This is a genomic window from Gordonia alkanivorans NBRC 16433, assembly GCF_000225505.1.
Taxonomy (GTDB): Bacteria; Actinomycetota; Actinomycetes; order Mycobacteriales; family Mycobacteriaceae; genus Gordonia; species Gordonia alkanivorans.
The window spans coordinates 1-23,409 of sequence record NZ_BACI01000045.1 but is presented as its reverse complement, the minus strand read 5'-3'; the positions used below and the strand labels follow the sequence as shown (position 1 = coordinate 23,409).

Sequence of the window (23,409 nt, the reverse complement as noted above, 5' to 3'; positions counted from 1 at the left end):
CCTTGTGATCCGGGCGGCAGATGTCTGGTTGTGCTCATGCCGATCTTCCCTGGTAGGTCCCGGTCACGTCGAGGACGGCGAACCGGGCGAACAGTTCCTCCGCGTACCAACGGGCGGGTTTGGTGCGCGAGATGGCGGACTTGTGTGCGGGCGAGTGGTAGGCGAAGTCGGTGAGGTCACGCGTGGAGTCCCACAGCGAGAAGGTTCCCTGGACGCCGATCGGCAACTCGCCGACGCCGAGCGCGAGCCGATTGCCCTGCGCGCCGGCAAGTTCCGACGCCACCGGCGGAACCGCCCGCCAGAACGACGCCATCGTCGTCGGCCGGAGCCGGGCTCGGGTGAGTGCCGCGACCGGACCCGTCCAGTTTCGTGCACGGTCAACCGGTGAACCTTTGCTCTCGTGGCCGAACGGATCGACCCGCGACCATTGTCCCTTCGATCGGAGCGGGCGCATCGTGATGCGAAGTTCCTCGGTGCTCGAGTCCTGCCAGCGTCGTAGCACTCGCGAATCCGACGATGCGCGAGCCGCATCGTCGTCGTGCCAGACGGTGAGCGCCGCCCAGTGCCGCAGATCGGCGCTCTCCATCGTGAAGGTCTGTGCGGTGCCGGTGCCGAGCAGTTTGGCGAACCGGAGTCCGGGGGTGGCGCGCAACGCACGCCGACCCGACGCCATCCGGCCGAGCGCGGGCATCACCCGGTCGACGCCCCAGATGCGCAGCTCGACCGTCGGGACAGCACGTGAGGTCATGAGCGGCGCCACACACAACGTTCGACGAGGGTGGTCAGGGCCTGACGGGTCTGCTCGTCCACCGATGCGTCCGCGACGACACCGAGTGCGTCCTCGGCGAGTTCGACGATGCGCTGTTCGACGCGTTCGAGTGCGCCGGTGGATTCCACGACGCCACGCATCTGTGCGGCGCCGGCGGCGTCGAGGTCCGGGTTGCCGAGGCAGTTGGCGATGATCCGCCGTTCGGTCCACGTCGCGGATTCCTCGGCCAGCGCCATCAGCATGGTGCGTTTGCCCTCGCGGATATCGTCGATCGCCGGCTTACCGGTGACCTTCTCGTCGCCGAAGACGCCGAGGATGTCGTCGCGCAGCTGGAACGCCTCGCCGGCGCTGAGCCCGATGCGGTCGTAGTCGGCGAGGAGGGCGGCGTCGGCTCCGGCGAGAGTGCCACCGAGCCGAAGCGGCTGGCCGATGCTGTAGCGGGCGCTCTTGTAGCGGAGGACGCGCTCGGTACGGTCGGGGTCGGTGTGATCCTCGGTCTGGCTGAGCATGTCCAGGAACTGCCCCGCGTATGCCTCGTCGCGCATCTCGGTCCAGGTCTCGCGGACGGCCTGGCGGGTGTCGCGGCCGACGGTGTCGACCGCCGCGGCGACCAGGTCGTCCGACCACGACAGGCACATGTCGCCGACGAGGATGGCGACCGCGGTACCCCAGGTGTCCGAATCTCCCCGGCGCTCGAGGGCACGGTGGGTGTCGGCGAAGAGGCGGTGGATGGTAGGCAGGCCGCGGCGCGTGTCGGAGTCGTCCATCACGTCGTCGTGGACCAGGGCGGCGAAGTGGAACAGCTCGATCGCGGACGCCAGCTCGACGACACCGGGGACCGCCTGTCCACGAGCTGCGCCGCGCGCTCCCCACAGGCAGAATGCGGCGCGCAGGCGTTTGCCGCCGCCGATGCGGGCAGCGATCGCGTCCGCCGCCGGAGTGAGTTCGGCACCCACTTTGTGCAGCGTCAGGGCGTGGCGACGGAAATGTGCAGTCAGCACCTCCTCGACGAGTTCGAGGTCGGTCGTCGCGTCGTCGATCGCGCGGAGACCGGAGTTCGTGTCGAGGACAGGCCGGTGGGGGAGGGATGAGTCGGTCATCTCGGCGGTCTGTGTCATGGCGAGGCCCTTCGGGGTGCGGGGTCGGCGCGGGGTTGCGGGTACCCGGTCTTCGGTGCCGTGACACCCGTCGGATGGGTGAGGGGCGCTCAGATGGCGGTAGGTTGGGTCGTATGGCAGTGGATGCAACGGTGCCCGTGGTGGCTGTGGGTCTGGTCGGCGGCTTCGCGGCGGCCCGCTACAGCGGTCGACGAGAGTTCGGCGGGGTGGTCCTCGCGGCGGCGGGTGCCTGGTGTACCCGGCAGTGGGCGGTCAAGCAGGGTCCGGCGGTGGCCGGTGGGTTGTTGGCCGGATATCTGGCGGCATTCGGCGGTTCGCATCCGCTCGCGAAGAAGATCGGCGCCTGGCCGGCGGTCGGCGTCGTGACGGTCGCCGCGGCCGGCGCGACCGCTGTCGCCACGCGCTGACACCCGGCCCGGGAATCCTCCCCGGGGCCTGCGATGCCGACGTTACGATCGGCTCCCATGACCACGGGATACGGGCGAGCGCGGCAGAACGACATCTACACCGCTGGTGTCCATCGGCGAAAGCCCCGCGTACCAACGGATTTCGCGGAACTCGAACGCCGTGCCAAGCGGTCGATGTCGGCTCGCGCGTGGGCGTACATCGGCGGAGGCGCCGGTGAGGGTCGGACGATGGCGGCCAACCGGCAGGCCCTGGACCGCTGGGCGATCGTGCCACGTATTCTCCGCGACGTCTCCGCGCGGAACCTCGAGGTGGAGCTGTTCGGACGTCGCATCCCGGCGCCCGTGCTGTTTGCGCCCGTGGGTGCGGGCTCGCTCGCCGCTCCCGATGCGGACCGTCTGATCGGTCATGCCGCCGCGGAGCTCGGTGTGCCCTACATCTTTTCGAACCAGGCGAGCGTGCCGATGGAAACCGTGGCGGCCGAGATGGACGGCGTGACCCCGGGAGCTCCCCGCTGGTTCCAGCTGTACTGGTCCACCGACGATGACCTGGTCGACAGTCTGCTCGCCCTCGCGGCGGCCATCAGCGCCGACGCGGTGGTCGTCACCCTCGACACCACGATGCTCGGCTGGCGGCCACAGGATCTGAACCTGGGATCGCTGCCGTTCGCGCGGGGCGAGGGGATCGCGCAGTACACCTCCGATCGGCGCTTCGTCGACATCGTCGCCGATCGGCTGCGCACCGCCGCCGAGGAGCGGCCGGAGATCTCGCTCGGCGCCATCGCGACCCTGATCTCGATCACGCGCAACGCACCCGGACGCTTCCTCTCGAACCTCACGTCGCCCCAGCCGCGGGCCGCTGTTCAGACCTTCCTCGACATCTACTCGCGCCCGTCGCTGAACTGGGACGACCTCGCCGGCCTGCGCGAACGCACGTCGTTGCCGATCGTCCTCAAGGGCGTGCTGCATCCCGACGACGCCCGTCGCGCCGTCGACGCCGGGGTCGACGGCATCATCGTGTCCAACCACGGCGGACGTCAGATCGACGGCGCGATCAGCACGATCGACGCCCTCGACGAGATCGCACCCGCGGTCGACGGTCGGATCAAGGTGCTCGTCGACTCCGGGATCTACACCGGCTCAGACGTGTTCAAGGCACTGGCGCTGGGCGCCGACGCCGCATGCATCGGCCGACCACACATGTACGGGTTGGCGCTCGCCGGTGCCGACGGCGCCCGGGATGCGGTGGCCGACATCATCGCCGAACTCGACCTCACCCTCGGCCTGGCCGGTCACACCGATGCCACCGCTCTCGATCGCGAGGCATTGCGGAGGGTCTGAACCGAAAAGCCCGCCCCGCTCGAGATGAGCGGGACGGGCTTCCCCCAACCGGGACAGAAGGCTCAGACCAGGGGCCGACCGGTGCGCATCCGCCAGCGGACGTCGGCGAGCAGGACGTTGAACGGGAAGCTGCGGACCGGCTTGGGTGCGCGGGTGATGATCGCGCGCAGAACGGCGTTGTGCTTGGCGAAGAACAGCTCCTGCCACGGCGACAGACGGACGTCCATCTTGCGGCGGAAGTTGTCCGGCAGGAAGCCGATCGCCAAGATCTCGAAGTACCAGCCCAGCAGCTTGGCGACGACCGGACCCAGGAACTCGGCACGGGCGATCTGCAGCAGGTACCCACGGATGACCGGGTCGATCTCGAGCGTCTCGACGGTCGAGTTCCAGTACTCCTCGAAGGCCTCGCGGTCGGCCGGCCAGGCTTCCCGCGGCACCTGCAGCGTGGTACCCAGCACGGCGCCGGCCTGGTAGAACTCGTCGGTCACCTCGGTCACCCCGCCGAAGATCCGGTGGACGTCCTCGGTCCCGCGGTACAGGCAGGCCGCGACCCAGAGCTGTAGTTTCGGGTCGAAGGCGTTGTACTTCACCGGGCTGTCGGCGGTCGAGCGGACCTGCGCGTGGGCCTTGCCGATCGCCTTGCGGTAGGCCTTGCGGTCCTTGGCGCTGCCCAGACCCGCAACCGCGAGGTAGCTCAGCGTGGTGCGACCCCGCTTGAGTGGATGCTTGAACAGGTTGCCCGAATCGACGCGGCTCTCGTAGACGCCGTAACCGACCGCGGGCAGGCTCAGCTGCATGATGACGTTCGCCGCGCCGGCGATGACGCCGATGCCCAGGGGGTCGAGATCCTGCGCGGAGGGCAGCGCGTCGAGCTCGGCGCGGGACATGCGTGCGGTCGACGGGAGGAACTCGGTGTCTGGCTTCTCCGCCGCGAGGAAGTCCGCGATCTCCGGCGTCACGTCCCCCGGCGTTTGCGGCGACAGGGCCGAACTTCCACTGGTGATAGGCTCCGTTGCCATCGAACACCCCTCCTGGTCGATTTAGGAAACGTTTGTTTCCCGTTTATAAAACATGAACTTACCGGGGTGTCAAGATAGGAACCATGGGAAGAGGACCTTCGACCCCGGAAACCGGGTCTGATGCGGCTGCGTCGGATTCGGCTGCTTCCCTTCGCGCATACGGCGGCGAGGGTGGCGATACCCGGGTCGCGCGACGCCGCGCATCGCTGATCGACGCAGCCCTCGACCTGCTCGGAGCCGATGACGCGGAGGCAGTCACGGTGCGCGGCGTCTGCCGGCGGGCCGGGCTGACCGCACGGTATTTCTACGAGAGCTTCGAGTCGGTCGATCAGCTCGTCGGTGTGGTGTACGACGAGGTCATCGAGGAGATCACCCACTCGGGTCTGGCGGCGTTCTCCGAGGGCGCGACCATGCGCTCCAAAGTGTCGGGAGCGGTTGCCGCCATCGTCGACCTCATCGACCGGGATCGACGCAAAGGCCGACTGCTGTTCTCACAGGCACTGCTGAGCCCGGTGATCGCCGCGAAGCGGATGGAGTCCACCGCCCTCTTCGCCGGTCTGACACTGCAGAGCACCTCGTCGATCCTCGACGTTCATGTCGGCCCCGCCCAGGCCACCGGCGTGGCGCACTACCAGGTCGGTGGGCTGAGCCGACTGCTCGCGGCGTGGCTCGAGGGAGACGTCGAGCTCTCCCAGTCCGACGTCGTCGACCTCAGCGTCGCGTTGCTCGTGTCCCCGGCGGAGATCCTGGAGAAGAGCCTGTCCCACGGCAGCGCCGATGGTGAGTAGTGCTCCACGGGCAGATATGGTCGATCCCATGAGCAGCGGAACCGGCGAAACCGACGTACGACCGGCGAAGCAACCTCTCGGCGCCTGGCGTGACTACGGCGAGCCCGAGCTCCCGATCCCGTTGGCCGCAGCCCTCGAGGCGTTCGCCGAGCAGGGCTACCACGGCACGTCGGTGCGTGAGATCGCCGCGCGGGCCAACCTCTCGGTGCCCGGGCTGTACCACCACTACCCGTCGAAGCAGTCCCTGTTGCAGGGCCTGCTCGAGCGCACGATGACCGACCTGCTGGCCCGTTCGGAGGCGGCGATCCTCGAGGCCGGCCCGGAACCGGTGAAGCAGTTCGACGCGGTCGTCGAATCCCTGCTGCGGTTCCACATGTACCGCCGCGAACAGGCCTTCGTCGGGTCCACGGAGATTCGGAGTCTCGACGACGACTACCGGCCGAAGTACATCGGTCACCGCGACCGTCAACAGCGGATGGTCGACGAGATCGTCTTCGCCGGCGTGGAGGCGGGCGACTTCACCACCGAGTATCCGAAGGATGCGGCCCGGGCGGTGGCGACGATGTGTGTCGGGGTCTCGACCTGGTTCAAGCTCGACGGTCTGCTGGGGCCGGACGAGCTGATCTCCCGGAACCTCCAGCTCGCCCGCGCCCTCGTCGGTTACCGCACCAACTGAGGGCACGGATTTCACCCGGTCAGCCTTGACCGGGATCGCATCGCCTGGCAAGGTATGGACGGCCGAACGATCGCTCGGTCGGCGTCGGGGTGAGTTTCCCGTCGGTCCAGCCAAAGGAGTCACGATGCCCATAGACCTGCGCCACGATCCCGCGGTGGTCGAGCTGGTCGAGAAGACCGAACGCTTCGTCCGCGACTACGTGTTGCCGCTCGAGGACGCGAACGGTGGCGACATCACCGCGGCCGGCGGCGACGACCTCCGTCGCGAGATGAACGCAAAGGCCAAGGCGGAGGGCATCTTCGCGCCGCACGCACCGGTCGAGTTCGGCGGACACGGACTCGACATGGCCGATCGCGCACCGGTTTTCGAGGCAGCCGGCTACTCCACCTTCGGCCCCGTCGCGCTGCACATCGGTGCACCCGACGAGGGCAACATCCACATGCTCGAGCGCATCGCCAGCGAGGAACAGCGCCACAAGTACCTGGCCCCGCTCGCCACGGGTGAGGTTCGTTCGGCCTTCGCGATGACCGAACCGGCACCGGGCGCGGGCTCGGACCCCAATGCGCTGCGCACGCAGGCGGTCCGCGTCGACGGCGGCTGGAAGATCAACGGCGAGAAGCACTTCATCACCGGTGCCGAGGGTGCGGGCTTCTTCATCATCATGGCCCGCACCGCGGGGTCGCCGGGTGATCGCGGCGGCGCCACGATGTTCCTGGCTCCGGCCGGCACCGCGGGAATCACCGTCGGCCGTCACATCAACACCATCGACAAGGCGATGATCGGCGGACACTGCGAGGTCACGTTCGACGACGTCTTCGTCCCCGACGAGGACATCCTGGGCGAGGTCGACGAGGGCTACCGCTACGCGCAGGTCCGCCTCGGCCCGGCCCGCATGACCCACGTCATGCGCTGGCTCGGCGCCGCCAAGCGCTGTCACGACGTCGCCGTCGACTACGTCTCGCGCCGTGAGGGATTCGGTGGCCGACTCGGTGACCTCGGCATGATCCAGCAGATGATCGCCGACAACGAGATCGACCTGGCCGCCTCGCGGGCGTTGCTGCTCAAGGCATGTCACGAACTGGACCTGGGCAACCACGCCTCCGACGAGACGTCGATCGCCAAGACTTTTGCCGGTGAGGCGTATTCGCGGATCGCCGATCGCAGCATCCAGATGTGCGGCGGACTCGGTGTCTCCGCCGACCTGCCGATCGCGCGACTGTCGCAGGAACTCCGCCCGTTCCGCGTCTACGACGGCCCGTCCGAGGTCCATCGGTGGGCCATCGCTCGCCGCGCTGTCGGCCGCGCGAAGAAGGCACAGGCTGCGGCGGGTGCGAAATGACCGGTGTCGAATCAGCTCTCGAGGCCGACAAGCTCCGTCGGCTCCTCGCCGACAACGGCGTCGAACTCGCCGGTGACCTCTCGATCGACCTCATCAGCGGCGGCAAGTCGAACCTGACCTACACCGTCACCGACGGCCAGACCAGATGGGTCGCGCGTCGTCCGCCGACCGGTGGCCTCACCCCGTCTGCCCATGACATGAACCGCGAGTGGGCGGTCACCAGTGCGCTGCAGTCGACCTCGGTGCCGGTCGCACGCACCGTCGCCTTCGACGCCGACGGTTCGATCGTCGGGGCGCCCTGCACCGTCGTCGAGTTCGTCGACGGACGTGTGGTGCGCACCGCGGAGGATCTCGCCGCCTACTCCGATGACGACGTGGCCGCCAACCTCGACGGACTCGTCCGGACTCTCGCCGACCTCCATGCCGTCGATTACCAGGCGGTCGGCCTCGGTGAGTTCGGTCGTCCGGCCGGATTCGCTGCCCGACAGGTGAAGCTGTGGGCCCGGCAATGGGGTCACGTGAAGACGCGCGAGTTGCCCGATGTCGAGCGACTCGTCGAAGCGCTGTCGGCGCGGGTGCCGGAGCAGGCGCGGGAATCGGTGGTGCACGGCGACTTCCGCGTCGACAACACCATCGTCGACGCGAACGATCCGGCGCGCATCGCCGCCGTCGTGGACTGGGAGATGTCCACCCTCGGTGACCCGCTCACCGACGTGGCGCTGATGTGTGTCTACCGGACCGGGGCCTTCGACCAGGTGCTCGGCTTCTCCGCGGCGTGGACCAGCGATCGCTATGCCTCCGTGGACGAGATCGCGCAGAAGTACGCCACCGCAACCGGTTCCGACCTCGGTGACTGGGACTTCTACCTCGGGCTCGCCAATCTGAAACTCGGTGTGATCGCCGAGGGCATCACCTACCGCGCGCTCTCGGGTGCGTCGGCGGGCGACGGTGCCGAGCGTGCGGGCGAGGCCACCGCAGCCTTCATCGCAGACGGTCTGCGTCACATCAGCTGAGCTCGATTCCGGGCAGACAGAGATACGGGGACAAGTGCATGAGTGAAGTGTCGAACACCCGGGCCGCGTTGGTCACCGGCGCATCCCGGGGAATCGGGGCGGCCATCGCCGAGAAGTTCGCGGCCGACGGCTGGGACCTGACGATCAGTGCCCGAGGTCGGGAAACGTTGGAGAAGAAGGCGGCCGAGCTCCGCGAGCACGGCGCAGGTCGGGTCGAGGTCGTCCCGGCCGACATGACCGACACCGACGCGATCACCGCGCTCGGTGCCGCGCACGCCGACGCCTTCGGGCGCTGCGACGCGTTGATCATCAACGCGGGCATGGGGTCCAAGGGCGCGGTGGCGGAGATGCCGGTCAAGCGTTTCGACCGTCTCTACGAGGTCAACGTGCGGGCACCGTACATCCTGCTGCAGGCGGCACTCCCGACGCTGCGGGCAACCGCGGAAACTTCAGGTGCTGCGAAAGTCATCGCGGTGGCATCGATCACCGGTGTCTACCCGGAGCCCGAACTCTCCGCCTATGGTGCGACCAAGGCTGCGCTGATCTCACTGTGCGAGACGTTCAACCTCGAGGAGTCGGAGAACGGCGTCAGCGCGACGACGATCGCGCCGGGCTACGTCAACACCGACATGACCGACTGGCTCAAGGACCGCATCCCGGCCGACGAGATGATCACGGCCGCAGACGTTGCTGTTGTCGCACACTCGATCACGCAGCTGTCGCGGTACGCGGTGCTCCCGAACGTGGTGCTCACGCGTCCGGGCACGAATCTGCATCGGGCGTAACGAGCTTCAACACAGGCGAGGAGCCGCGTCGAATCTCCCTGCGACGGGGGTGGTTCGACGCGGCTCCTCGCTTGCGTTCGTCTACTGTTGCGCGGCCGTAGGCCTCAGCGCACGGTCGAGACCCCGCCCTCGCGGTCGGAGAGGTGTCCGTGTTCGTTGAACGACACGACGGAGACGCCCTGGCGGCCCACGATGAGCTTGGTGATCGACGCATTGACCATGGTGCGCGCCATCGCCGGCCAGTTCTCGTCGGGGATTCCCCACAACTGGGCGATCCACTGGGTGATGGTCCCCGCGGAGGACACCACGAGAACGGTCTGGCCGGAACCCGCCACCTCGGCTGCCCGCGCCGCGGCGTCGTGCACGCGTGCCTTGAACTGGGGGTAACTCTCGGCGGGACCGCCGTCGGGACCCGGATCCGGCTCGTGATCGCCGGCGGCGATCCATCCCGCCAAACCCTTGTCGAGCTGCTGCTGGTAGGCACGGTTGTCGTGGTACATCTCGGGCGAGGCGTGCCCCACCAGTGCGGGCAGCGAGTACTCGTTCCAACCCGCGTCGACGTTGGCGTCGGGGCGGGATTCGAACCTACCGAGCACGCCGTTCAGTGTCTGGCTCTGCCGAACGAGGTCGCCGCTGACTGCTGCGGTGAACCGCTCCACCTGGCCGGCAAGGAACGACCCGGAGAGCGCGGCCTGGGTATCGCCGGTGGCGGTGAGTCCGCCGGGTCCGTTCCGGAGGTCGTCGGTGGCGTCGGATACGCCGTACGCCAACGCATTAGCCTGACCGTGCCGCACAAGATAGATGACGCCCATGAGTGAACATTATTCGATGGCGATGAATTCGTTTGCGGGGGCTGGTCTGTATTGGGTGAGGCCCCCTCCCGGCCGGCGATTCGCACGCGCTCGGGCGGTGGGGCCGAGAGACCCGATCTCGACTGGAGGCCGCCTGTGGCACCGATGCTCTTCGTCAATCTGCCGGTCGCCGACGTCGCGCGGTCACGACGGTTCTTCGGCGCGCTGGGCTTCCGGTTCGACGAGATGTTCTGCGATCCGGCCACGGTGTGCATGCCGATCAACGACACCGCGATGGTGATCCTGATGCAGCGCCGACGCTTCGAAGGGTTCGCGGCCATGAGCATCGCCGACCCCGCGCGGGGGCGAGAGGCTCTCGTCTCGTTCTCCGCCGACAGTCGAGAGCACGCCGACCGCCTCGTCGGCACGGCACTGACCGCCGGGGGCACACCGCTTCGTGAACCCGAGGACTTCGGGTTCATGTACTGCCACAGCTTCTGCGATCCGGACGGTCACGCCTGGGAGGTGGTCTGGATGGACCCCTCTCAACTGCCGCAGAACTCCGAGGATTGACCGGCGTCGACGTCAGTGCCAGGGGCTCGGCGCAGTTCGTGCGGGTGCGTCGTACGGAGTGGCGGGTAGCCCGAACCTGGCGAAATCCTCTTCCATGGTGTCGCTGAAGAACGCCACCACGTAACCGACCTTCTTCGCCTGCGCATCGATGTCGAGGACCTGGAGCTGGAACGGCCGATGGACGCCGTCGGGTTCGCGCATGTACAGACCGAACGCGGGCTGTCCGTTGGCGACCGTGGGCAGCAGGATCTGGTCGCCGGCCTTCTCCGCGGGGCAGTTCTTGCGGATGAGGGTTCCGATGGCCTCCGGGCCCTGGTACCAACCGGTGAATGGCGGCATCTCCCAGATGGCCTTGTCGGTGAACATCTCGGCGATCGCATCGACGTCGTAGCGCTCGAAGGCCGACACGTACCGGGCGAGCAGCTCCCGTTTGGCGTCGTCGTCGAGGACCGACGAGTCCGCACTCGCCGACTCCGCCTGGGGTCGTGCGGTCTTGAGCTGCTCGCGGGCGCGCTGCAGGAGACTGTTGACGGTCGCGGTGGTGACGCCGATGGTGTCGGCGACCTCGGCCGCCCGCCACTGCAGCACGTCACGCAGGATCAGCACCGCGCGTTGTCGTTCCGGTATGTGCTGGAGGGCGGCGATGAACGCCAGCCGGACCGATTCCCGTGCGCCGACGACGAAGGCGGGGTCGGCGGCGTCACCGGGGGTGATCTCGTCGACGGTGCCGGCGTACGGCTCCAGCCATGGCACCTCATGGTTCTGGAGCAGGTCGTCGGTGGGATCGAAGGCGTCGCCCCCGAGCCCGGACGGAAGTGGGCGACGCTGAGAACTCTGCAGCGCGGTGAGGCAGGTGTTGGTCGCGATCTTGTGCAGCCAGGTCCGCACCGAGGAACGGTGGTCGAACTTGGCATAGCCGCGCCATGCGCGCAGGAAGGTCTCCTGGGCGAGGTCCTCCGCGTCGTGGTGGGAGCCCATCATGCGGTAGCAGTGGGCGATGATCTCGCGACGGAACGGTTCGGCGATCTCGAGGAACTCGGCGTCGGAGACGGACTCGCCCGCGGTTGTGGTCATGCTCACAATTTACCGTCGATCACCGACACACTCGACTCGGTGGAACAACCGACCTCGGTCCGCTCGGCGATGGGCCGCAGGTCGGGTAGCCGCAGGGTGTCGGTGTGGAACCACAGAGGGTGCAACCCGGGTACGACGTCGCGGACGGGCCTGAACTCGCCGGTGAACGCGTAGTCGCGTGGGTATCGAAAACTCCGTCACCTGGAGGAACGGGCTTGCCGCCGCGGCGTCGGCGTTGCTAACTTGATCGACATGACGAGTGTCGACCGCAACCTGTCGGAGGTCACCTATGTGACCACCGCTCTGGGCTGCCGTCTGCCGCTCGCTCGCGTTCTCTGTTGTTGTCGTCGAATGCGCTGAGCCGACGCCTCGTCCGGGGTGTCGCTCCAAGTCTCTTTTCCGAGCACTTCAGCCACCCTGCCCCGCCCTCTGAGCGCGGGGTTTTCGACGAGGACGATCATGACTGCAATTCTTCCTGAGATCTCCGGCCGTACCCTGCGTACCGCGCCCACTCCGCTGACCCGGCGACCTGCATCGCGGCCGGTGCGCCGCGGACCGCAGGTCAACCGGCAACCCGTACCGTTGTCATCCGTACCTTCGTCGGTGCCGTCGCCCCGGCTCCCGGGATCGACCGCGGACCGACGCGGCGTGAAGAAGGGGGATCAGCGGGTGCACGTCTCGACGCCGCGCCTCGAGCTCTCGAACAAGCCGGCCGCGCTCGTCCTCCGGGCCGCTCGCTTGGCCGGCCCCCTCTTCCGCGATGATGCCGCCGAGCGCACCGGTCTGAGTATCTCGACGGTCAACCGCCAGGTCAGCGCTCTGCTGAAGGCTGGTCTGATCCGCGAACGCGCCGACCTGGCCCCGTCGGGAGCCATCGGTCGTCCGCGTCTGCCCTTCGAGGTCAACCTCGCCGAGTTCCTCACCCTCGGTATCCACATCGGATACAAGGTCACCTCGATCACCACCCACGATCTGCTCCACCGCGTGGTCGGTGCCATCCAGATCCCGACACCGGAGGCCGACACCCCCGAGGAGACCCTCGCCGCGATCGGCGTGAGCGCTCGTCGCTTCGCCGAGCGGTGGACCGGGAAGCGTGTGCTCTGGGTCGGCGTGGCGCTCGGTGGGCGTGTCGCCGAGGGCGGCATCGTCGATCACCCCCGTCTCGGATGGGAAGGTGCGCCCGTCGGCCGGGTGATCGCCGAGGCCGTGGGCCTGCCGGTGTCCGTCGCCTCGCACGTCGAGGCGATGGCAGCCGCCGAGCTGGTCCTCAACCCCGTCGACGAGCAGTCGAGCTTCCTGTACTTCTACGCCCGCGAGATGCTGGGCATCGCCTTCAGCGTCGGCGGCACCGTCCACACCCCGACCGCGGGACCTCCGGTCATCGGACACTTCCCGACCGGCGCCACCACGCTGCTCGATCCGCACCGCACGGGTCGACTCGAGCCCGCGGTGAGCGACACCGGGATCGTCGAAGCCGCTCGGGCGCTGGGTCTTTCGGTGACCGACGTCGAAGGTCTGCACGGCCTGGCCCGTGCGGGTGACGCGACCACGCGCGCCCTCTTCGAAGAGCGCGCCGAGGTGCTGGGCCGCACGGTCGGTCTGATCGCCGACATCTTCAACCCGGACCACATCATCCTCGGCGGTCAGGCGTTCACCGACTACCCGACCAGCCTTCCGACGGTGGCACGCGCGGTTCGGGAGACCTCGATCGTCGCCAAGCGTGATGTGCGAGTGTCGCATTCGGGAGCCACGGTGCAGCAGCAGGCGGCCGGCGCGGTCTCCCTGGACGCGATCTACAGCGACCCGCTGCAGGCGATCACTCTGACTGCCTGAACGGGCCGCTGTAGTCCCCTCGATGTCCTAGCGGCTCAGTCGATGGTCCGCTTGTTGTAGGCGCGTAGGGCGAACGGTGCGAAGACCAGGGTCAGCGCGACCGCCCAGATGATGGTCGAGATCACCGGATGCTGTAGCGGCAGCGCCGAACCCGGACCGAACTCCGGACCGTTGCCCCACAGCACACGCAACGCCTGGACGAGCGATGACATCGGATTCCATTCGGCGATCGTCCGCAGCCAGGTGGGCATCGGGTCGGTCGGGACGAAGGCGTTCGACAGGAACGTGATCGGGAACAGCGTCGAGAACATGAAGCCGTTCACCGCTTCCACGGTTCGCAGCCATGACCCGATGAGAATGCCGAACCAGATCATCGCGAAGCCGAACAGGAGTAGCAGGCAGTACGCGAGAACGGCGTCGACGAACGACCCGCGGATGCGCCAGCCGATCGCGAGACCGGTCAACGACATCACCACGATGCCGATGGAACTGTGCATGACACTCGCGATGCTCCGGCCGATCAGCACCGACGATCGCCGGATGGGTAGCGACCGGAACCGGTCGATGATGCCCTTCTCGAGATCGGCCGTGATTCCCGACGCCACGATGAACGCGGTGAACACGATGGTCTGGCCCATGATGCCCGGCAGCAGGAATTCCTTGTAGGAAGCGCTGTCGGTCTGGATCGACGCACCGAACACGTACGCGAACAACACGACGAACATGATCGGCTGGATCGTGACGTCGGAAAGCATCTCCGGCATACGTCTGGTGTGGATCATGTTGCGTTTGACCATGATCCAGGACTGTTGCCAGAGGGTGGTCGGATGGATGCGCGATGTGTTCGCGACCACCGCGTCTTTCTCAGCAGTGGTGGTCATCAGGCGATCTCCTCGTCGGTGGTGTTGGTGGTGTCCTCGGCGCGGTGGCCGGTCAGGGACAGGAAGACGTCGTCGAGGCTCGGGCGCGCGAGTCCGAAATCGTCGACGGCGATACCGCTTTCGTCGAACCAGGCGGCGACGCGGGGGAGGTCTCCGAGGCCGCCGGAGGCGGTGGTGAGCCGACGAGCGGGAACGTCGACGAAGACCTCGGCACCGTTCTTGCGCAGCAGCGCCTCGGCCGCCGGGAGATCCTCGCCCCGGGACACGGTCAGCACGAGGCTGGCCGAACCGGCCTGTTCCTTGAGCTGCAGCGGCGTGCCGTGGGCGATGATCCGGCCCTTGTCGATGACGACGATGTCGTCGGCGAGCTGGTCGGCCTCTTCGAGGTACTGGGTCGTCAGCAGGAGCGTGGTCCCGTCGGCGACCAGGTCACGCAGGACATCCCACAGTTCCGAGCGGCTCCGCGGGTCGAGGCCGGTGGTCGGCTCGTCGAGGAACAGCACGGGCGGGGCGGCCAGGAGGCTGACGGCGAGGTCGAGTCGGCGGCGCATACCTCCGGAGTACGACTTGACCGGTTTGTTGCCGGCCTCGGTGAGGGAGAACTGCTCCAGGAGTTCATCGGAGCGACGGGTCAGGGTCTTGCGACCGATGCCGTAGAGGCCGCCGATCATGCGCAGGTTCTCGCGACCGGTGAGGATCTCGTCGACGGTCGCGGCCTGGCCGGTGAGGCCCATGTTCTGCCGGACCAGGCCGGGCTGTTCGAGGACGTCGTAACCGGCGATCCGGGCGGTCCCGCTCGTCGGTGGTGACAGGGTGGTCATCATGCGGACAGTGGTGGTCTTGCCGGCGCCGTTGGGACCGAGCAGGCCGAGTACGGACCCGCGCGGGACCGTGAAGCTGACGCCGTCGACCGCGGTGAAATCGCCGAAGCGTTTCACCAGGTCGATGGCCTCGATCGCGACGTCGGGCGTCGCGAGGGCGCCGGGCGCGGCGGCGGGGTCTGTGACTGAGCTCATAACTCTCCACGGTATCGATGGGGTCTGACAAGGGCGAACGATTTTCCGGTGTCTCCGGGTGTAGATGGGGGACATCTCAGGGGCCGTCGGGGAACTCCGGTGTTCCTCGACATGACAGACCGTGACCCCCCACGGAACTCATCGGTCCGACGGCCCGAACTCCGACGGTCGGCGTGAGGTAAACGCTAAGACTTGAAGCTCACTTGAAGTCAAGAGGCGCTGTTGTTCCGCATCTGCGGATGGGTAGCCGGAGCTATCACGCAGATGCGGTTAGGGTGAACGTCGTGACCGCGATACGGATCAAGGATGCCGCGACTCTGCTCGGCGTCAGCGACGACACCGTCCGCAGGTGGATCGCATCCGGGGTGCTCGCACAGTCCGACGACGGCCCGGTCGCGACGGTCGACGGCGCCCGGCTCGCGGAGCTGGCGCGGGAGCGTGCTGTCGCGCCCGATGATGGGGTGCCTGTCGTGCGTTCTGCCCGCAATCGGTTCACCGGACTGGTCACCGAGGTTCAGGTGGACGGGGTCATGGCGCAGGTGACGATGCAGTGCGGGCCGTTCGAGGTGACCTCGCTGATGAGTGCGCAGTCGGCGCGAGAGTTGGCGCTGGAGCCGGGGTCGGTCGCGACCGCGATCGTGAAGTCGACCAACGTGATGGTCGAGACGAGCCGAGCCGATCGATGACGAGGCGCGGGGTCGCCCTCGTGGTGGTCGGGATGCTGCTCGTCGCGGGTTGCTCGGCGAACGGGTCGGATGGGCGAGTCCTCGACGTCTCCGCCGCGGCGTCGTTGTCGAAGACCTTCACCGCGATCGCCGATGAGTTCGAGAGACAGCACGACGGTGTCGACGTCCGCCTGTCCTTCGACGGGTCGTCGACGCTCGCCAATCAGATCCGGCAGGGCGCGCCCGCCGACGTCTTCGCGAGTGCCGATCAGAGGAACATGTCGAAACTCGGCGAACTGGCCGTCGATCCCGAGATCTTTGCCACCAACACCCTGGTGATCGTCACCGCTCCGGGGAACCCGAAGAACGTCAGGTCCTTGGCCGATCTGACGAAGCCGGGCATCACCACCGTCGTCTGCCAGGTGGCTCAACCGTGCGGCGCCGCCACCGACACCGTGGTACGCCGCACGGGGATCACGATCGACGCGGTGTCGGAGGAGCAGTCGGTGAGCGCGGTGCTCACCAAGGTGGCGACCGGACAGGCCGACGCCGGGGTCGTGTATGTGACCGACGCCCGTGCGGCCGGTGACCAGGTGACCACCGTGAACGATCCGGCGTTCGCGACGGTCGTCAACGACTATCCGATCGCGGTGATCGCCGACGCCGATGACCACGAACTGGCCTCGCAGTTCCGGGACCTGGTGCTCGGCGAGGACGGTCGGCGGATACTGCGTGATGCCGGTTTCGGGGTGCCGTGACGATGCGCCGTCCCGGTCGCGTCCCTCGTGATCCCACCGGATTGCCGCTGTGGACATACAGTTTCGCCGCACTCGGTGTCGCGCTGATCGTCGTGCCGCCACTGGCTTTGCTGCTCCGGTCGCCGTGGGGCGGTTTCATCGAGCAGGTGACATCCCCGTCTTCGGTTGACGCGCTGCGGCTCTCGCTGATCACGGCCTCGCTCAGCACCGTCTTGTGTCTGATCATGGGAGTGCCGATGGCGGTGATCTTCGCGCGCCACGACGGCCCGTTCGTCCGTGTGCTGCGCTCACTGGTGTTGCTCCCACTCGTGCTCCCCCCGGTGGTCGGGGGCCTCGCGTTGTTGTACACCTTCGGGCGCCTCGGGATCGTCGGAGAACATCTGCACGACGCCGGTATCGATATCGCGTTCACCACGACCGCCGTCGTGCTGGCGCAGACCTTCGTCGCGCTGCCGTTCCTGGTGATCAGCGTCGAAGGTGCTGTGCGCGTGGTGGGTACGCGGTACGAGGAAGTCGCGGCGACTCTGGGTGCCGGACCGACCCGCACGTTGTGGAGGGTCACCCTGCCGCTGGTGGCGCCGTCGCTGCTCGCCGGTGTGGTCCTGGCGTTCGCGCGGGCGCTCGGCGAGTTCGGGGCGACGATCACCTTCGCGGGCAACGCTCCCGGTGTCACCCAGACGGCACCGCTGGCGATCTACGTGTCGGCGATCGACGACCCGCAGGCCGCGATCCCGTTGTCGCTTGTCCTGGTGGCGATCTCGCTGGTGGTCGTGGTGGGTGTGCACAGCCGACGACGACGCCGGACCGGGGCAGGTGTTCTGTGAGTGGCGAGGACCTGTTGGTGTCCATCGACCAGGCGGTGCCCCCGCTGACTGTGGAACACCGATTCACCGCAGGCCGTACGACTGCCGTCGTCGGACCGAATGGCGCGGGGAAGTCGACGATGCTGCGGGTGATCGCGGGACTACTGCGGGGGGACCGGGGATCGCGTATCAGTCTGGGCGATGAGGTGTTTCGTGACGATCGGGTGTTCGTGCCGCCGCATCGTCGGGGTGTGGCGCTGCTATCGCAGGATGCGCGGCTCTTTCCTCATCTGACGGTTGCGGAGAACGTGGCTTTCGCGCCGTCGGCGCAGCGGTTGACGCGTGCCGCGGTGGCGGAGAGGGTGACGCGGTGGCTGGCGGCCGTCGAGGTCGAGGAGTTGGCGGACCGGAAGCCCGACGAGCTGTCCGGTGGTCAGGCACAGCGGGTCGCCATCGCTCGGGCGATGGCCGCCGAACCACGGGTACTGCTGTTGGATGAGCCGTTTCGTGCGCTGGATGTCGATGTGGCGAGTCGATTGCGGGCCCTGTTGCGCGGTCTGCTCGCCGATCACGGCCGCACCACGATCATGGTCACCCATGACCCGGTCGACGCCCTCGGGCTTGCGGAGGACATCGTCGTGCTGGAACAGGGGGAGGTCGTCGAATCCGGCTCTACAAGACAGGTTCTGACCAACCCGGGGGCGAGGTTCACCGCATCGCTGTCGGGGCTGAATCTGTTCATGGGGCAGATCGGTGAGGACTCGACGGTCGTCGAGGAGTCAGGTAGTCAGGTGGTCGGGTCGGTCGGGGAGGACGTGCCCGTTGGTGGTCTAGGTGCAGGAACGCCGGCCGCGGCGACGTTCTCACCTCGTGCCGTCGCCGTGTATCTCGAAGAGCCGCACGGTAGCCCGCGAACAACGCTGCGCGCCATCGTCCGCGACGTGGTGCCCCGCGGTGATCATGCGGTGGTGAACACCGACGTCGGCGATCAGGTCGTGTCCGCCGAGGTCACCTGGGCGGCTGTTGCCGATCTGGGGTTGGTCGCCGGGCTCGACGTCGTGCTCGTGGTCAAGGCGAGCGAGGTACGCATCAGTGCGGTTGCCGAGCGGTGACTGCCGAACCTCAACTCGACTACGCGACTTCGATCGAAGTCTGGAAGTCGAGTTGACGTCTGCCGGATGCGGGCTGACAGGAGGTCTTACCGACTACGCGGTGAAGTACGCCAACATGAGGCCGGCAAGGAAGGCCAGTGCTGGATAGGTGAGCAACATCGAGACCACGCCAGTGAAGTAGGTACTCGGCTTTGTCCACCGATTGTCTTCTGCGTTCAATTGATTCGGGTCGTTCTGGTTTGCCATTGCTCTTCCATCTCGATGATTTCTCGTTCTACGTCGCCCCACGCTGCGACAGTCGTCGTTGCCGTGTAGATGGCCAGCGCAGATCCGAAGTCAGCCATCTGGTAAGACAATTGAGTCCGCCGGACCCGTAGATCGATTCCGCCAGACGTGTACTCCGCATCGTCAACACAACGGTACCCGTCGTCGAGTACTTGGTGCCCAAGTATCTCAGCGCCATCGAGAGGCGTGAAGTCCAGTGTCGTGTCAAGGCTTCCGAGGGGAATGGGCGGGACCTCGCCGAAACTGAAGTACTGGAGCACGACGTTCGCGACGAAAGGGGGTGTCGGCTCCTCGGCGCGGAGTAGTACCCGACTTGCGGAAGCCTGATGCGCGGCTTCTGGATCCATGTCGTACCAGAAAACTGAAGGTATGAATTCGAGTTCGGCTGTCACAGCGTGCAGCTTGGCCGTAGCGCCATAGTTGACGATTGCGTACTCGATCGCAGAGATCACTTCTCGACACCTACGAGGCGAGGAAATCGCCAAAGAAAAGCCCGGCGATGAATGCAACCCCTGTGGGAGCGCAAACCAAGGCATTCTTCAGCCAATCGGTTACGGCGACTCCGTTGTCGAGGGGAAGGCGGTTCGAACTGTGCCTCGGCCTGTCAGTACGACGTCTGTTCATCTGGTTTCCCCGTCCTATCAATCCATAATTGCTTGAACGCTGTCAGCGCCGGCCATACTGCCGATGGCAGCGCCGATGCCCGCCCCGATCGCGGTCCCAACTGGCCCGAAGAACGTTCCGACGACTGCCCCTGCGGCAGCGCCGCCGATCGCACCCCCAGCCGCAGATCCTGCGGTGACTGCCACGGCGTCGCCGAGGCTTTGGTCCCCGTCTCGGTACTTGCTGAACTCGTCCCATCCGGTGACAGCAACGCTGAGGACCTGGGAACCACGGAACAGTGCTCGCCCTAGCTTGTAATTCCGAGACACTTCTTCGGGGGTCAATCCGGACACTGAGCGAGAATGACGTGTCCCAGCGTATCGCTGCTTTTGGTCGAAGACCCACCCGATGTCCTGGCCTCGGCGCTCAATCGCGCCGAACGCCGCCGTCGCGGCAGCACTCTTCAGATCGATGTCGCCATAACCCATCGCGTTCAAGATGTACCTGGCCCGTGAGGGATCCATGCCGGCATGGTTGCCTTTCTTCAACTCGGCCAACTGCTCCGGCGTGACATCCATCATTCGTGTGAATCGGCCGAGTTGTTCAGGCGTGGCCGTGCCATCGCGTACCGCTTTGGCATCGCTTTCTGCGAGCGCGGCGTCGACGGCTCCTCGGTTCTTGCCAACGGAAGTGGGTGTGATGCCGCCGATCTCGCCGAGCGCACGACTGATCGCGTCCCGCGTCGCAGTCACCGTGTCATCAGCAGCAGTGGCGAGGCCTGACAGCGCGGACTGGTGCTCGAACGCTTCGCGGGCGTCGTACTCGGCACCATCCGGCGCACGGGCGGGATCGAAGTTGATCGCGTACCCACGGCTTCCGCGGTCGAGGATGTAGCCTCTGCTGTCGGCGAGTGCGGTCCGGCTTTCCAATGCGGTTATCGCGCTGCGAATGTTGGCGGCGCCGGTCTGCAGGACCTCTGCGAGGTCGCCGTATTCGTCGGCGGTGTTCCGGATCCATCGAGTGACGCCCTCGGCCCGGGTGTCGGCAGCGCCGCGCGCCTCCCCGTGCCATTGCCCGGACGTCAGATTCAGGACCGGATTGCCCGCCTTCGGTGCCTCGACCTCCAGATGGGCCTGCAGGCGAACGATGCCGAACGCTATCTGTGCCATGACCTCGGGCTCCCATGAGGCCACTTCGTCATAACTCGGAGGCATGAGTCTCTACTGCACCGACAACAGGACACTGAGCGGGACGACATGGTTCTTCTGGTCCCCTTGACGAGTGGGATAAGGTACTGCGTCCCGGATGCGGCCGGCGCTGTGACCGTCCGTCGCGACGGTGGTTTCCTTGGCGTCGACCACCAGTTCCGAGAACGCAGCCACTGCACCGGACAGGTTGGCAAGGGAGGTGGCGATGCGCTCGTCGGCAGTGGCCGCCACTACCGACATGTCAGCGGTCGCACCCTTGAAGGTGCCGGCCAGTTCGGCGAACGTCGAAGACGTCCCCTCCAGGCCCGCATACGAGGACAGCTCGAGCGCCATCAGTCGCGACGCGCAGTTCGAGACGTGCGTCGCCGCGGTGTCGAGCGCTGATGGGTCAACAACCAAGTCCGACACAAATCCCCCCCTTTGATGTCGCAAACCACGATAGATGTGCGGTCGCCACCATAGTTCGGGAGGTCGCGGCCTTCGGATCTCTGTCCACAGGCGACCGGCGAACCTCAACTCGACACACAGACCTCGATCGAAGTCTGCCGGTCGAGCTGAAGTCTGCCGGTCAGTCGTTGAATGGCCCGTCGCGATGAGCTTCGCGGGGCTGATGCGGGGGGGACCGGGGATCGCGTATCAGTTTGGGCGATGAGGTGTTTCGTGACGATCGGGTGTTCGTGCCGCCGCATCGTCGGGGTGTGGCGCTGCTATCGCAGGATGCGCGGCTCTTTCCTCATCTGACGGTTGCGGAGAACGTGGCTTTCGCGCCGTCGGCGCAGCGGTTGACGCGTGCCGCGGTGGCGGAGAGGGTGACGCGGTGGCTGGCGGCCGTCGAGGTCGAGGAGTTGGCGGACCGGAAGCCCGACGAGCTGTCCGGTGGTCAGGCACAGCGGGTCGCCATCGCTCGGGCGATGGCCGCCGAACCACGGGTACTGCTGTTGGATGAGCCGTTTCGTGCGCTGGATGTCGATGTGGGGAGTCGATTGCGGGCCCTGTTGCGGGGTCTGCTCGCCGATCACGGCCGCACCACGATCATGGTCACCCATGACCCGGTCGACGCCCTCGGGCTTGCGGAGGACATCGTCGTGCTGGAACAGGGGAGGGTCGTCGAATCCGGCTCTACAAGACAGGTTCTGACCAACCCGGGGTCGAGGTTCACCGCATCGCTGTCGGGGTTGAATCTGTTCATGGGGCAGATCGGTGAGGACTCGACGGTCGTCGACGAGTCAGGTAGTCAGGTGGTCGGGTCGGTCGGGGAGGACGTGCCCGTTGGTGGTCTAGGTGCAGGAACGCCGACCGCGGCGACGTTCTCACCTCGTGCTGTCGCCGTGTATCTCGAAGCGCCGCACGGCAGTCCGAGAACAACTCTGCGGGCGACCGTCCGTGACGTGGTGCCCCGCGGTGACCACGCGGTCGTCAACACCGACGTCGGGGGGCAGGTCGTGTCCGCCGAGGTCACCTGGGCGGCTGTTGCCGATCTGGGGTTGGTCGCCGGGCTCGACGTCGTGCTCGTGGTCAAGGCGAGCGAGGTACGCATCAGTGCGGTCGCCGAGCGGTGACTTGCAGACTGTAGGTCACGGACTCAGCATGGCGTCGCCGGTGCCGAATCTGAAGTTTGAAGGGCGATGTTTGCAGCGAACGGGGGCGGGGCCCTTCGGATCGACAGAGCACCGGCTCGCGCTAGCGCCATGCGCGACCTCGGCCGCCCAAGTCGTACAAAGCGGGTGGACCGAGGAAATCCTAGTCAGGAGTCGTAGCAACGAGTGTCGCGACACGTCCGACCTTCACGAGCGCGTACTCAAGCGCAGCAATCATCTTCGGTCAGTGATCTTTCCTGTCTAACCCCATGCGTTGATCCCTAGAAGAAGACCGAGGAAGAATGTAACCCCTGAAGGGGCGACGACAAGTTTGTTCATCAAATGTGTCTTCACAACAGTAGACGAGTGGGAATAACTCTCGGCCAACGATTGTCGGAGTTTGGCGGGACCGTTGTCCCGATGTCTTCCCGATTCGCGATTGCGCACTAGTCAAACCAATCCTTCACCATCTTGCCTAGGCTCGATCCGGCACTACGTCCCAGTGCTCGTCGGCAGTGGCCGCCACTACCGATATGCCAGCAGTCGAATCCTTGACGTTTCCGGCCAGTTCGCCGAACGGCGAAGACGTCCCATCCCACCCACATATGACTATAGGTAGGTGGCGAGGCCAATTCGTTTGATCATTGTCGATCATTTCGCGCCCATCCTCATATCGAAACGCCACATAAGAAGCCGAGCAACAGAGTGGCTGACGAAGGCAGACACTCCATGCAGATCTTCAGGTAGTCGCCGGCGCCAGCAATGGCTTCGGATCTGATGTCTGAGGCAGGTCGCCGGCGGCGCAGGGGATGTGGATCTCGATGCCTACTGCTTCGATGCTCTTTCATCTGTCAGCCAATCTCTTTCAGCCGACTGTCGTGGCTCTGAACCCAGGTAACTGCCGGTATGAACTCGGGGCGCGGATACTACGGCGAGTCGATCAAGAACCGCTGGAAGCGCTGTCCGTGCGGCCATACT

23 protein-coding genes and 1 pseudogene are annotated in these 23,409 nt (G+C 66.5%); 14 read left to right on the top strand and 10 right to left on the bottom strand.

Going from position 1 to position 23,409, the window contains the following annotated elements; translation table 11 throughout:
• Positions 1-34: 34 nt before the first annotated feature.
• Positions 35-748, bottom strand: coding sequence for a hypothetical protein (locus GOALK_RS06365; RefSeq protein WP_006357979.1), 714 nt, complete (start codon positions 746-748; stop codon positions 35-37).
• Positions 745-1,887 carry a polyprenyl synthetase family protein gene (locus tag GOALK_RS06360; RefSeq protein WP_006357978.1) on the bottom strand — a complete coding sequence of 381 codons (1,143 nt, stop codon included), beginning with the start codon at positions 1,885-1,887 and terminating at the stop codon, positions 745-747. Before GOALK_RS06360 ends, GOALK_RS06365 begins: the two co-directional genes overlap by 4 nt.
• 113 nt (positions 1,888-2,000) lie before the next feature.
• On the opposite strand from GOALK_RS06360, the gene GOALK_RS06355 reads away from it, so the two are divergent.
• Entirely contained in the window at positions 2,001-2,294 is a 294-nt protein-coding gene (locus GOALK_RS06355) for a hypothetical protein (RefSeq protein WP_006357977.1), read from the top strand.
• 57 nt (positions 2,295-2,351) lie between these two features.
• Positions 2,352-3,632, top strand: a complete 1,281-nt coding sequence (locus GOALK_RS06350; protein WP_040004045.1) for an alpha-hydroxy-acid oxidizing protein — start codon at positions 2,352-2,354, stop codon at positions 3,630-3,632.
• 62 nt (positions 3,633-3,694) lie between these two features.
• On the opposite strand, the gene GOALK_RS06345 is transcribed toward GOALK_RS06350, so the two are convergent.
• A complete protein-coding gene (locus GOALK_RS06345; RefSeq protein ID WP_006357975.1) occupies positions 3,695-4,651 on the bottom strand; it encodes an oxygenase MpaB family protein in 957 nt (318 codons plus the stop codon).
• An 83-nt stretch (positions 4,652-4,734) separates the two neighbouring features.
• Here GOALK_RS06345 and GOALK_RS06340 point away from each other — a divergent pair, with 83 nt between their 5' ends.
• From GOALK_RS06340 to GOALK_RS06320, 5 genes are all read left to right on the top strand, one after another.
• Positions 4,735-5,439, top strand: a complete 705-nt coding sequence (locus tag GOALK_RS06340; RefSeq protein ID WP_006357974.1) for a TetR/AcrR family transcriptional regulator — start codon at positions 4,735-4,737, stop codon at positions 5,437-5,439.
• A 28-nt stretch (positions 5,440-5,467) separates the two neighbouring features.
• Positions 5,468-6,115 carry a TetR/AcrR family transcriptional regulator gene (locus GOALK_RS06335; RefSeq protein WP_006357973.1) on the top strand — a complete coding sequence of 216 codons (648 nt, stop codon included), beginning with the start codon at positions 5,468-5,470 and terminating at the stop codon, positions 6,113-6,115.
• A gap of 124 nt (positions 6,116-6,239) precedes the next feature.
• Positions 6,240-7,454 carry an acyl-CoA dehydrogenase family protein gene (locus GOALK_RS06330; RefSeq protein ID WP_006357972.1) on the top strand — a complete coding sequence of 405 codons (1,215 nt, stop codon included), beginning with the start codon at positions 6,240-6,242 and terminating at the stop codon, positions 7,452-7,454.
• Positions 7,451-8,467, top strand: a complete 1,017-nt coding sequence (locus GOALK_RS06325) for a phosphotransferase family protein (protein ID WP_006357971.1) — start codon at positions 7,451-7,453, stop codon at positions 8,465-8,467. The genes GOALK_RS06330 and GOALK_RS06325 overlap by 4 nt, the downstream gene beginning before the upstream one ends.
• Before the next feature lie 38 nt (positions 8,468-8,505).
• Positions 8,506-9,252, top strand: a complete 747-nt coding sequence (locus tag GOALK_RS06320; protein ID WP_006357970.1) for an SDR family NAD(P)-dependent oxidoreductase — start codon at positions 8,506-8,508, stop codon at positions 9,250-9,252.
• Positions 9,253-9,356: 104 nt separating this feature from the next.
• Here GOALK_RS06320 and GOALK_RS06315 read toward each other — a convergent pair whose 3' ends face one another.
• Positions 9,357-10,064: a histidine phosphatase family protein gene (locus GOALK_RS06315; RefSeq protein ID WP_006357969.1), complete on the bottom strand. Its 708-nt coding sequence runs from the start codon at positions 10,062-10,064 to the stop codon at positions 9,357-9,359.
• 135 nt (positions 10,065-10,199) lie between these two features.
• Between GOALK_RS06315 and GOALK_RS06310 the strand changes: the two genes are divergently transcribed.
• Positions 10,200-10,616: a VOC family protein gene (locus GOALK_RS06310; protein WP_006357968.1), complete on the top strand. Its 417-nt coding sequence runs from the start codon at positions 10,200-10,202 to the stop codon at positions 10,614-10,616.
• Positions 10,617-10,628: 12 nt separating this feature from the next.
• Here GOALK_RS06310 and GOALK_RS06305 read toward each other — a convergent pair whose 3' ends face one another.
• Positions 10,629-11,690 carry a sigma-70 family RNA polymerase sigma factor gene (locus GOALK_RS06305; protein ID WP_006357967.1) on the bottom strand — a complete coding sequence of 354 codons (1,062 nt, stop codon included), beginning with the start codon at positions 11,688-11,690 and terminating at the stop codon, positions 10,629-10,631.
• Between the two features lie 669 nt (positions 11,691-12,359).
• Between GOALK_RS06305 and GOALK_RS06300 the strand changes: the two genes are divergently transcribed.
• Positions 12,360-13,523, top strand: coding sequence for an ROK family transcriptional regulator (locus tag GOALK_RS06300; protein WP_006357966.1), 1,164 nt, complete (start codon positions 12,360-12,362; stop codon positions 13,521-13,523).
• 35 nt (positions 13,524-13,558) lie between these two features.
• On the opposite strand, the gene GOALK_RS06295 is transcribed toward GOALK_RS06300, so the two are convergent.
• Together GOALK_RS06295 and GOALK_RS06290 are read right to left on the bottom strand one after the other, a co-directional pair.
• Entirely contained in the window at positions 13,559-14,404 is an 846-nt protein-coding gene (locus GOALK_RS06295; protein WP_006357965.1) for an ABC transporter permease, read from the bottom strand.
• On the bottom strand, positions 14,404-15,420 hold the full coding sequence (locus GOALK_RS06290; protein WP_006357964.1) for an ATP-binding cassette domain-containing protein: 1,017 nt from the start codon (positions 15,418-15,420) through the stop codon (positions 14,404-14,406). Before GOALK_RS06290 ends, GOALK_RS06295 begins: the two co-directional genes overlap by 1 nt.
• 284 nt (positions 15,421-15,704) lie before the next feature.
• On the opposite strand from GOALK_RS06290, the gene GOALK_RS06285 reads away from it, so the two are divergent.
• Genes GOALK_RS06285 through GOALK_RS06270 form a run of 4 tightly spaced genes read left to right on the top strand, consistent with a single transcriptional unit; the run spans position 15,705 to position 18,758 of the window.
• Complete coding sequence (locus tag GOALK_RS06285) at positions 15,705-16,106, top strand: TOBE domain-containing protein (protein WP_006357963.1); 402 nt, start codon at positions 15,705-15,707, stop codon at positions 16,104-16,106.
• Complete coding sequence (modA, locus tag GOALK_RS06280) at positions 16,103-16,843, top strand: molybdate ABC transporter substrate-binding protein (RefSeq protein ID WP_035753721.1); 741 nt, start codon at positions 16,103-16,105, stop codon at positions 16,841-16,843. The genes GOALK_RS06285 and modA overlap by 4 nt, the downstream gene beginning before the upstream one ends.
• A 2-nt stretch (positions 16,844-16,845) precedes the next feature.
• A complete protein-coding gene (locus tag GOALK_RS06275; RefSeq protein WP_085948631.1) occupies positions 16,846-17,667 on the top strand; it encodes an ABC transporter permease in 822 nt (273 codons plus the stop codon).
• Positions 17,664-18,758 (top strand): sulfate/molybdate ABC transporter ATP-binding protein, encoded by a 1,095-nt coding sequence (locus GOALK_RS06270; RefSeq protein WP_006357960.1) that lies wholly within the window; start codon positions 17,664-17,666, stop codon positions 18,756-18,758. Before GOALK_RS06275 ends, GOALK_RS06270 begins: the two co-directional genes overlap by 4 nt.
• Before the next feature lie 215 nt (positions 18,759-18,973).
• Here GOALK_RS06270 and GOALK_RS06265 read toward each other — a convergent pair whose 3' ends face one another.
• From GOALK_RS06265 to GOALK_RS06255, 3 genes are all read right to left on the bottom strand, one after another.
• Positions 18,974-19,495, bottom strand: a complete 522-nt coding sequence (locus GOALK_RS06265; RefSeq protein WP_006357959.1) for a hypothetical protein — start codon at positions 19,493-19,495, stop codon at positions 18,974-18,976.
• A gap of 189 nt (positions 19,496-19,684) precedes the next feature.
• Entirely contained in the window at positions 19,685-20,860 is a 1,176-nt protein-coding gene (locus GOALK_RS06260) for a hypothetical protein (protein WP_006357958.1), read from the bottom strand.
• A gap of 6 nt (positions 20,861-20,866) precedes the next feature.
• Entirely contained in the window at positions 20,867-21,262 is a 396-nt protein-coding gene (locus GOALK_RS06255) for a hypothetical protein (RefSeq protein WP_006357957.1), read from the bottom strand.
• Between the two features lie 209 nt (positions 21,263-21,471).
• Between GOALK_RS06255 and GOALK_RS06250 the strand changes: the two are divergent.
• Positions 21,472-22,413 (top strand): annotated as a pseudogene (locus GOALK_RS06250) (sulfate/molybdate ABC transporter ATP-binding protein); the annotation flags it as partial.
• Between the last annotated feature and the right edge of the window lie 996 nt (positions 22,414-23,409).

Coding starts and splice junctions, on each gene's coding strand:
- GOALK_RS06365 (WP_006357979.1), bottom strand. CDS start 748: ATGACCTCACGTGCTGTCCCGACGGTCGAGCTGCGCATCTGGGGCGTC.
- GOALK_RS06360 (WP_006357978.1), bottom strand. CDS start 1,887: ATGACACAGACCGCCGAGATGACCGACTCATCCCTCCCCCACCGGCCT.
- GOALK_RS06355 (WP_006357977.1), top strand. CDS start 2,001: ATGGCAGTGGATGCAACGGTGCCCGTGGTGGCTGTGGGTCTGGTCGGC.
- GOALK_RS06350 (WP_040004045.1), top strand. CDS start 2,352: ATGACCACGGGATACGGGCGAGCGCGGCAGAACGACATCTACACCGCT.
- GOALK_RS06345 (WP_006357975.1), bottom strand. CDS start 4,651: ATGGCAACGGAGCCTATCACCAGTGGAAGTTCGGCCCTGTCGCCGCAA.
- GOALK_RS06340 (WP_006357974.1), top strand. CDS start 4,735: ATGGGAAGAGGACCTTCGACCCCGGAAACCGGGTCTGATGCGGCTGCG.
- GOALK_RS06335 (WP_006357973.1), top strand. CDS start 5,468: ATGAGCAGCGGAACCGGCGAAACCGACGTACGACCGGCGAAGCAACCT.
- GOALK_RS06330 (WP_006357972.1), top strand. CDS start 6,240: ATGCCCATAGACCTGCGCCACGATCCCGCGGTGGTCGAGCTGGTCGAG.
- GOALK_RS06325 (WP_006357971.1), top strand. CDS start 7,451: ATGACCGGTGTCGAATCAGCTCTCGAGGCCGACAAGCTCCGTCGGCTC.
- GOALK_RS06320 (WP_006357970.1), top strand. CDS start 8,506: ATGAGTGAAGTGTCGAACACCCGGGCCGCGTTGGTCACCGGCGCATCC.
- GOALK_RS06315 (WP_006357969.1), bottom strand. CDS start 10,064: ATGGGCGTCATCTATCTTGTGCGGCACGGTCAGGCTAATGCGTTGGCG.
- GOALK_RS06305 (WP_006357967.1), bottom strand. CDS start 11,690: ATGACCACAACCGCGGGCGAGTCCGTCTCCGACGCCGAGTTCCTCGAG.
- GOALK_RS06295 (WP_006357965.1), bottom strand. CDS start 14,404: ATGACCACCACTGCTGAGAAAGACGCGGTGGTCGCGAACACATCGCGC.
- GOALK_RS06290 (WP_006357964.1), bottom strand. CDS start 15,420: ATGAGCTCAGTCACAGACCCCGCCGCCGCGCCCGGCGCCCTCGCGACG.
- modA (WP_035753721.1), top strand. CDS start 16,103: ATGACGAGGCGCGGGGTCGCCCTCGTGGTGGTCGGGATGCTGCTCGTC.
- GOALK_RS06275 (WP_085948631.1), top strand. CDS start 16,846: ATGCGCCGTCCCGGTCGCGTCCCTCGTGATCCCACCGGATTGCCGCTG.
- GOALK_RS06260 (WP_006357958.1), bottom strand. CDS start 20,860: ATGCCTCCGAGTTATGACGAAGTGGCCTCATGGGAGCCCGAGGTCATG.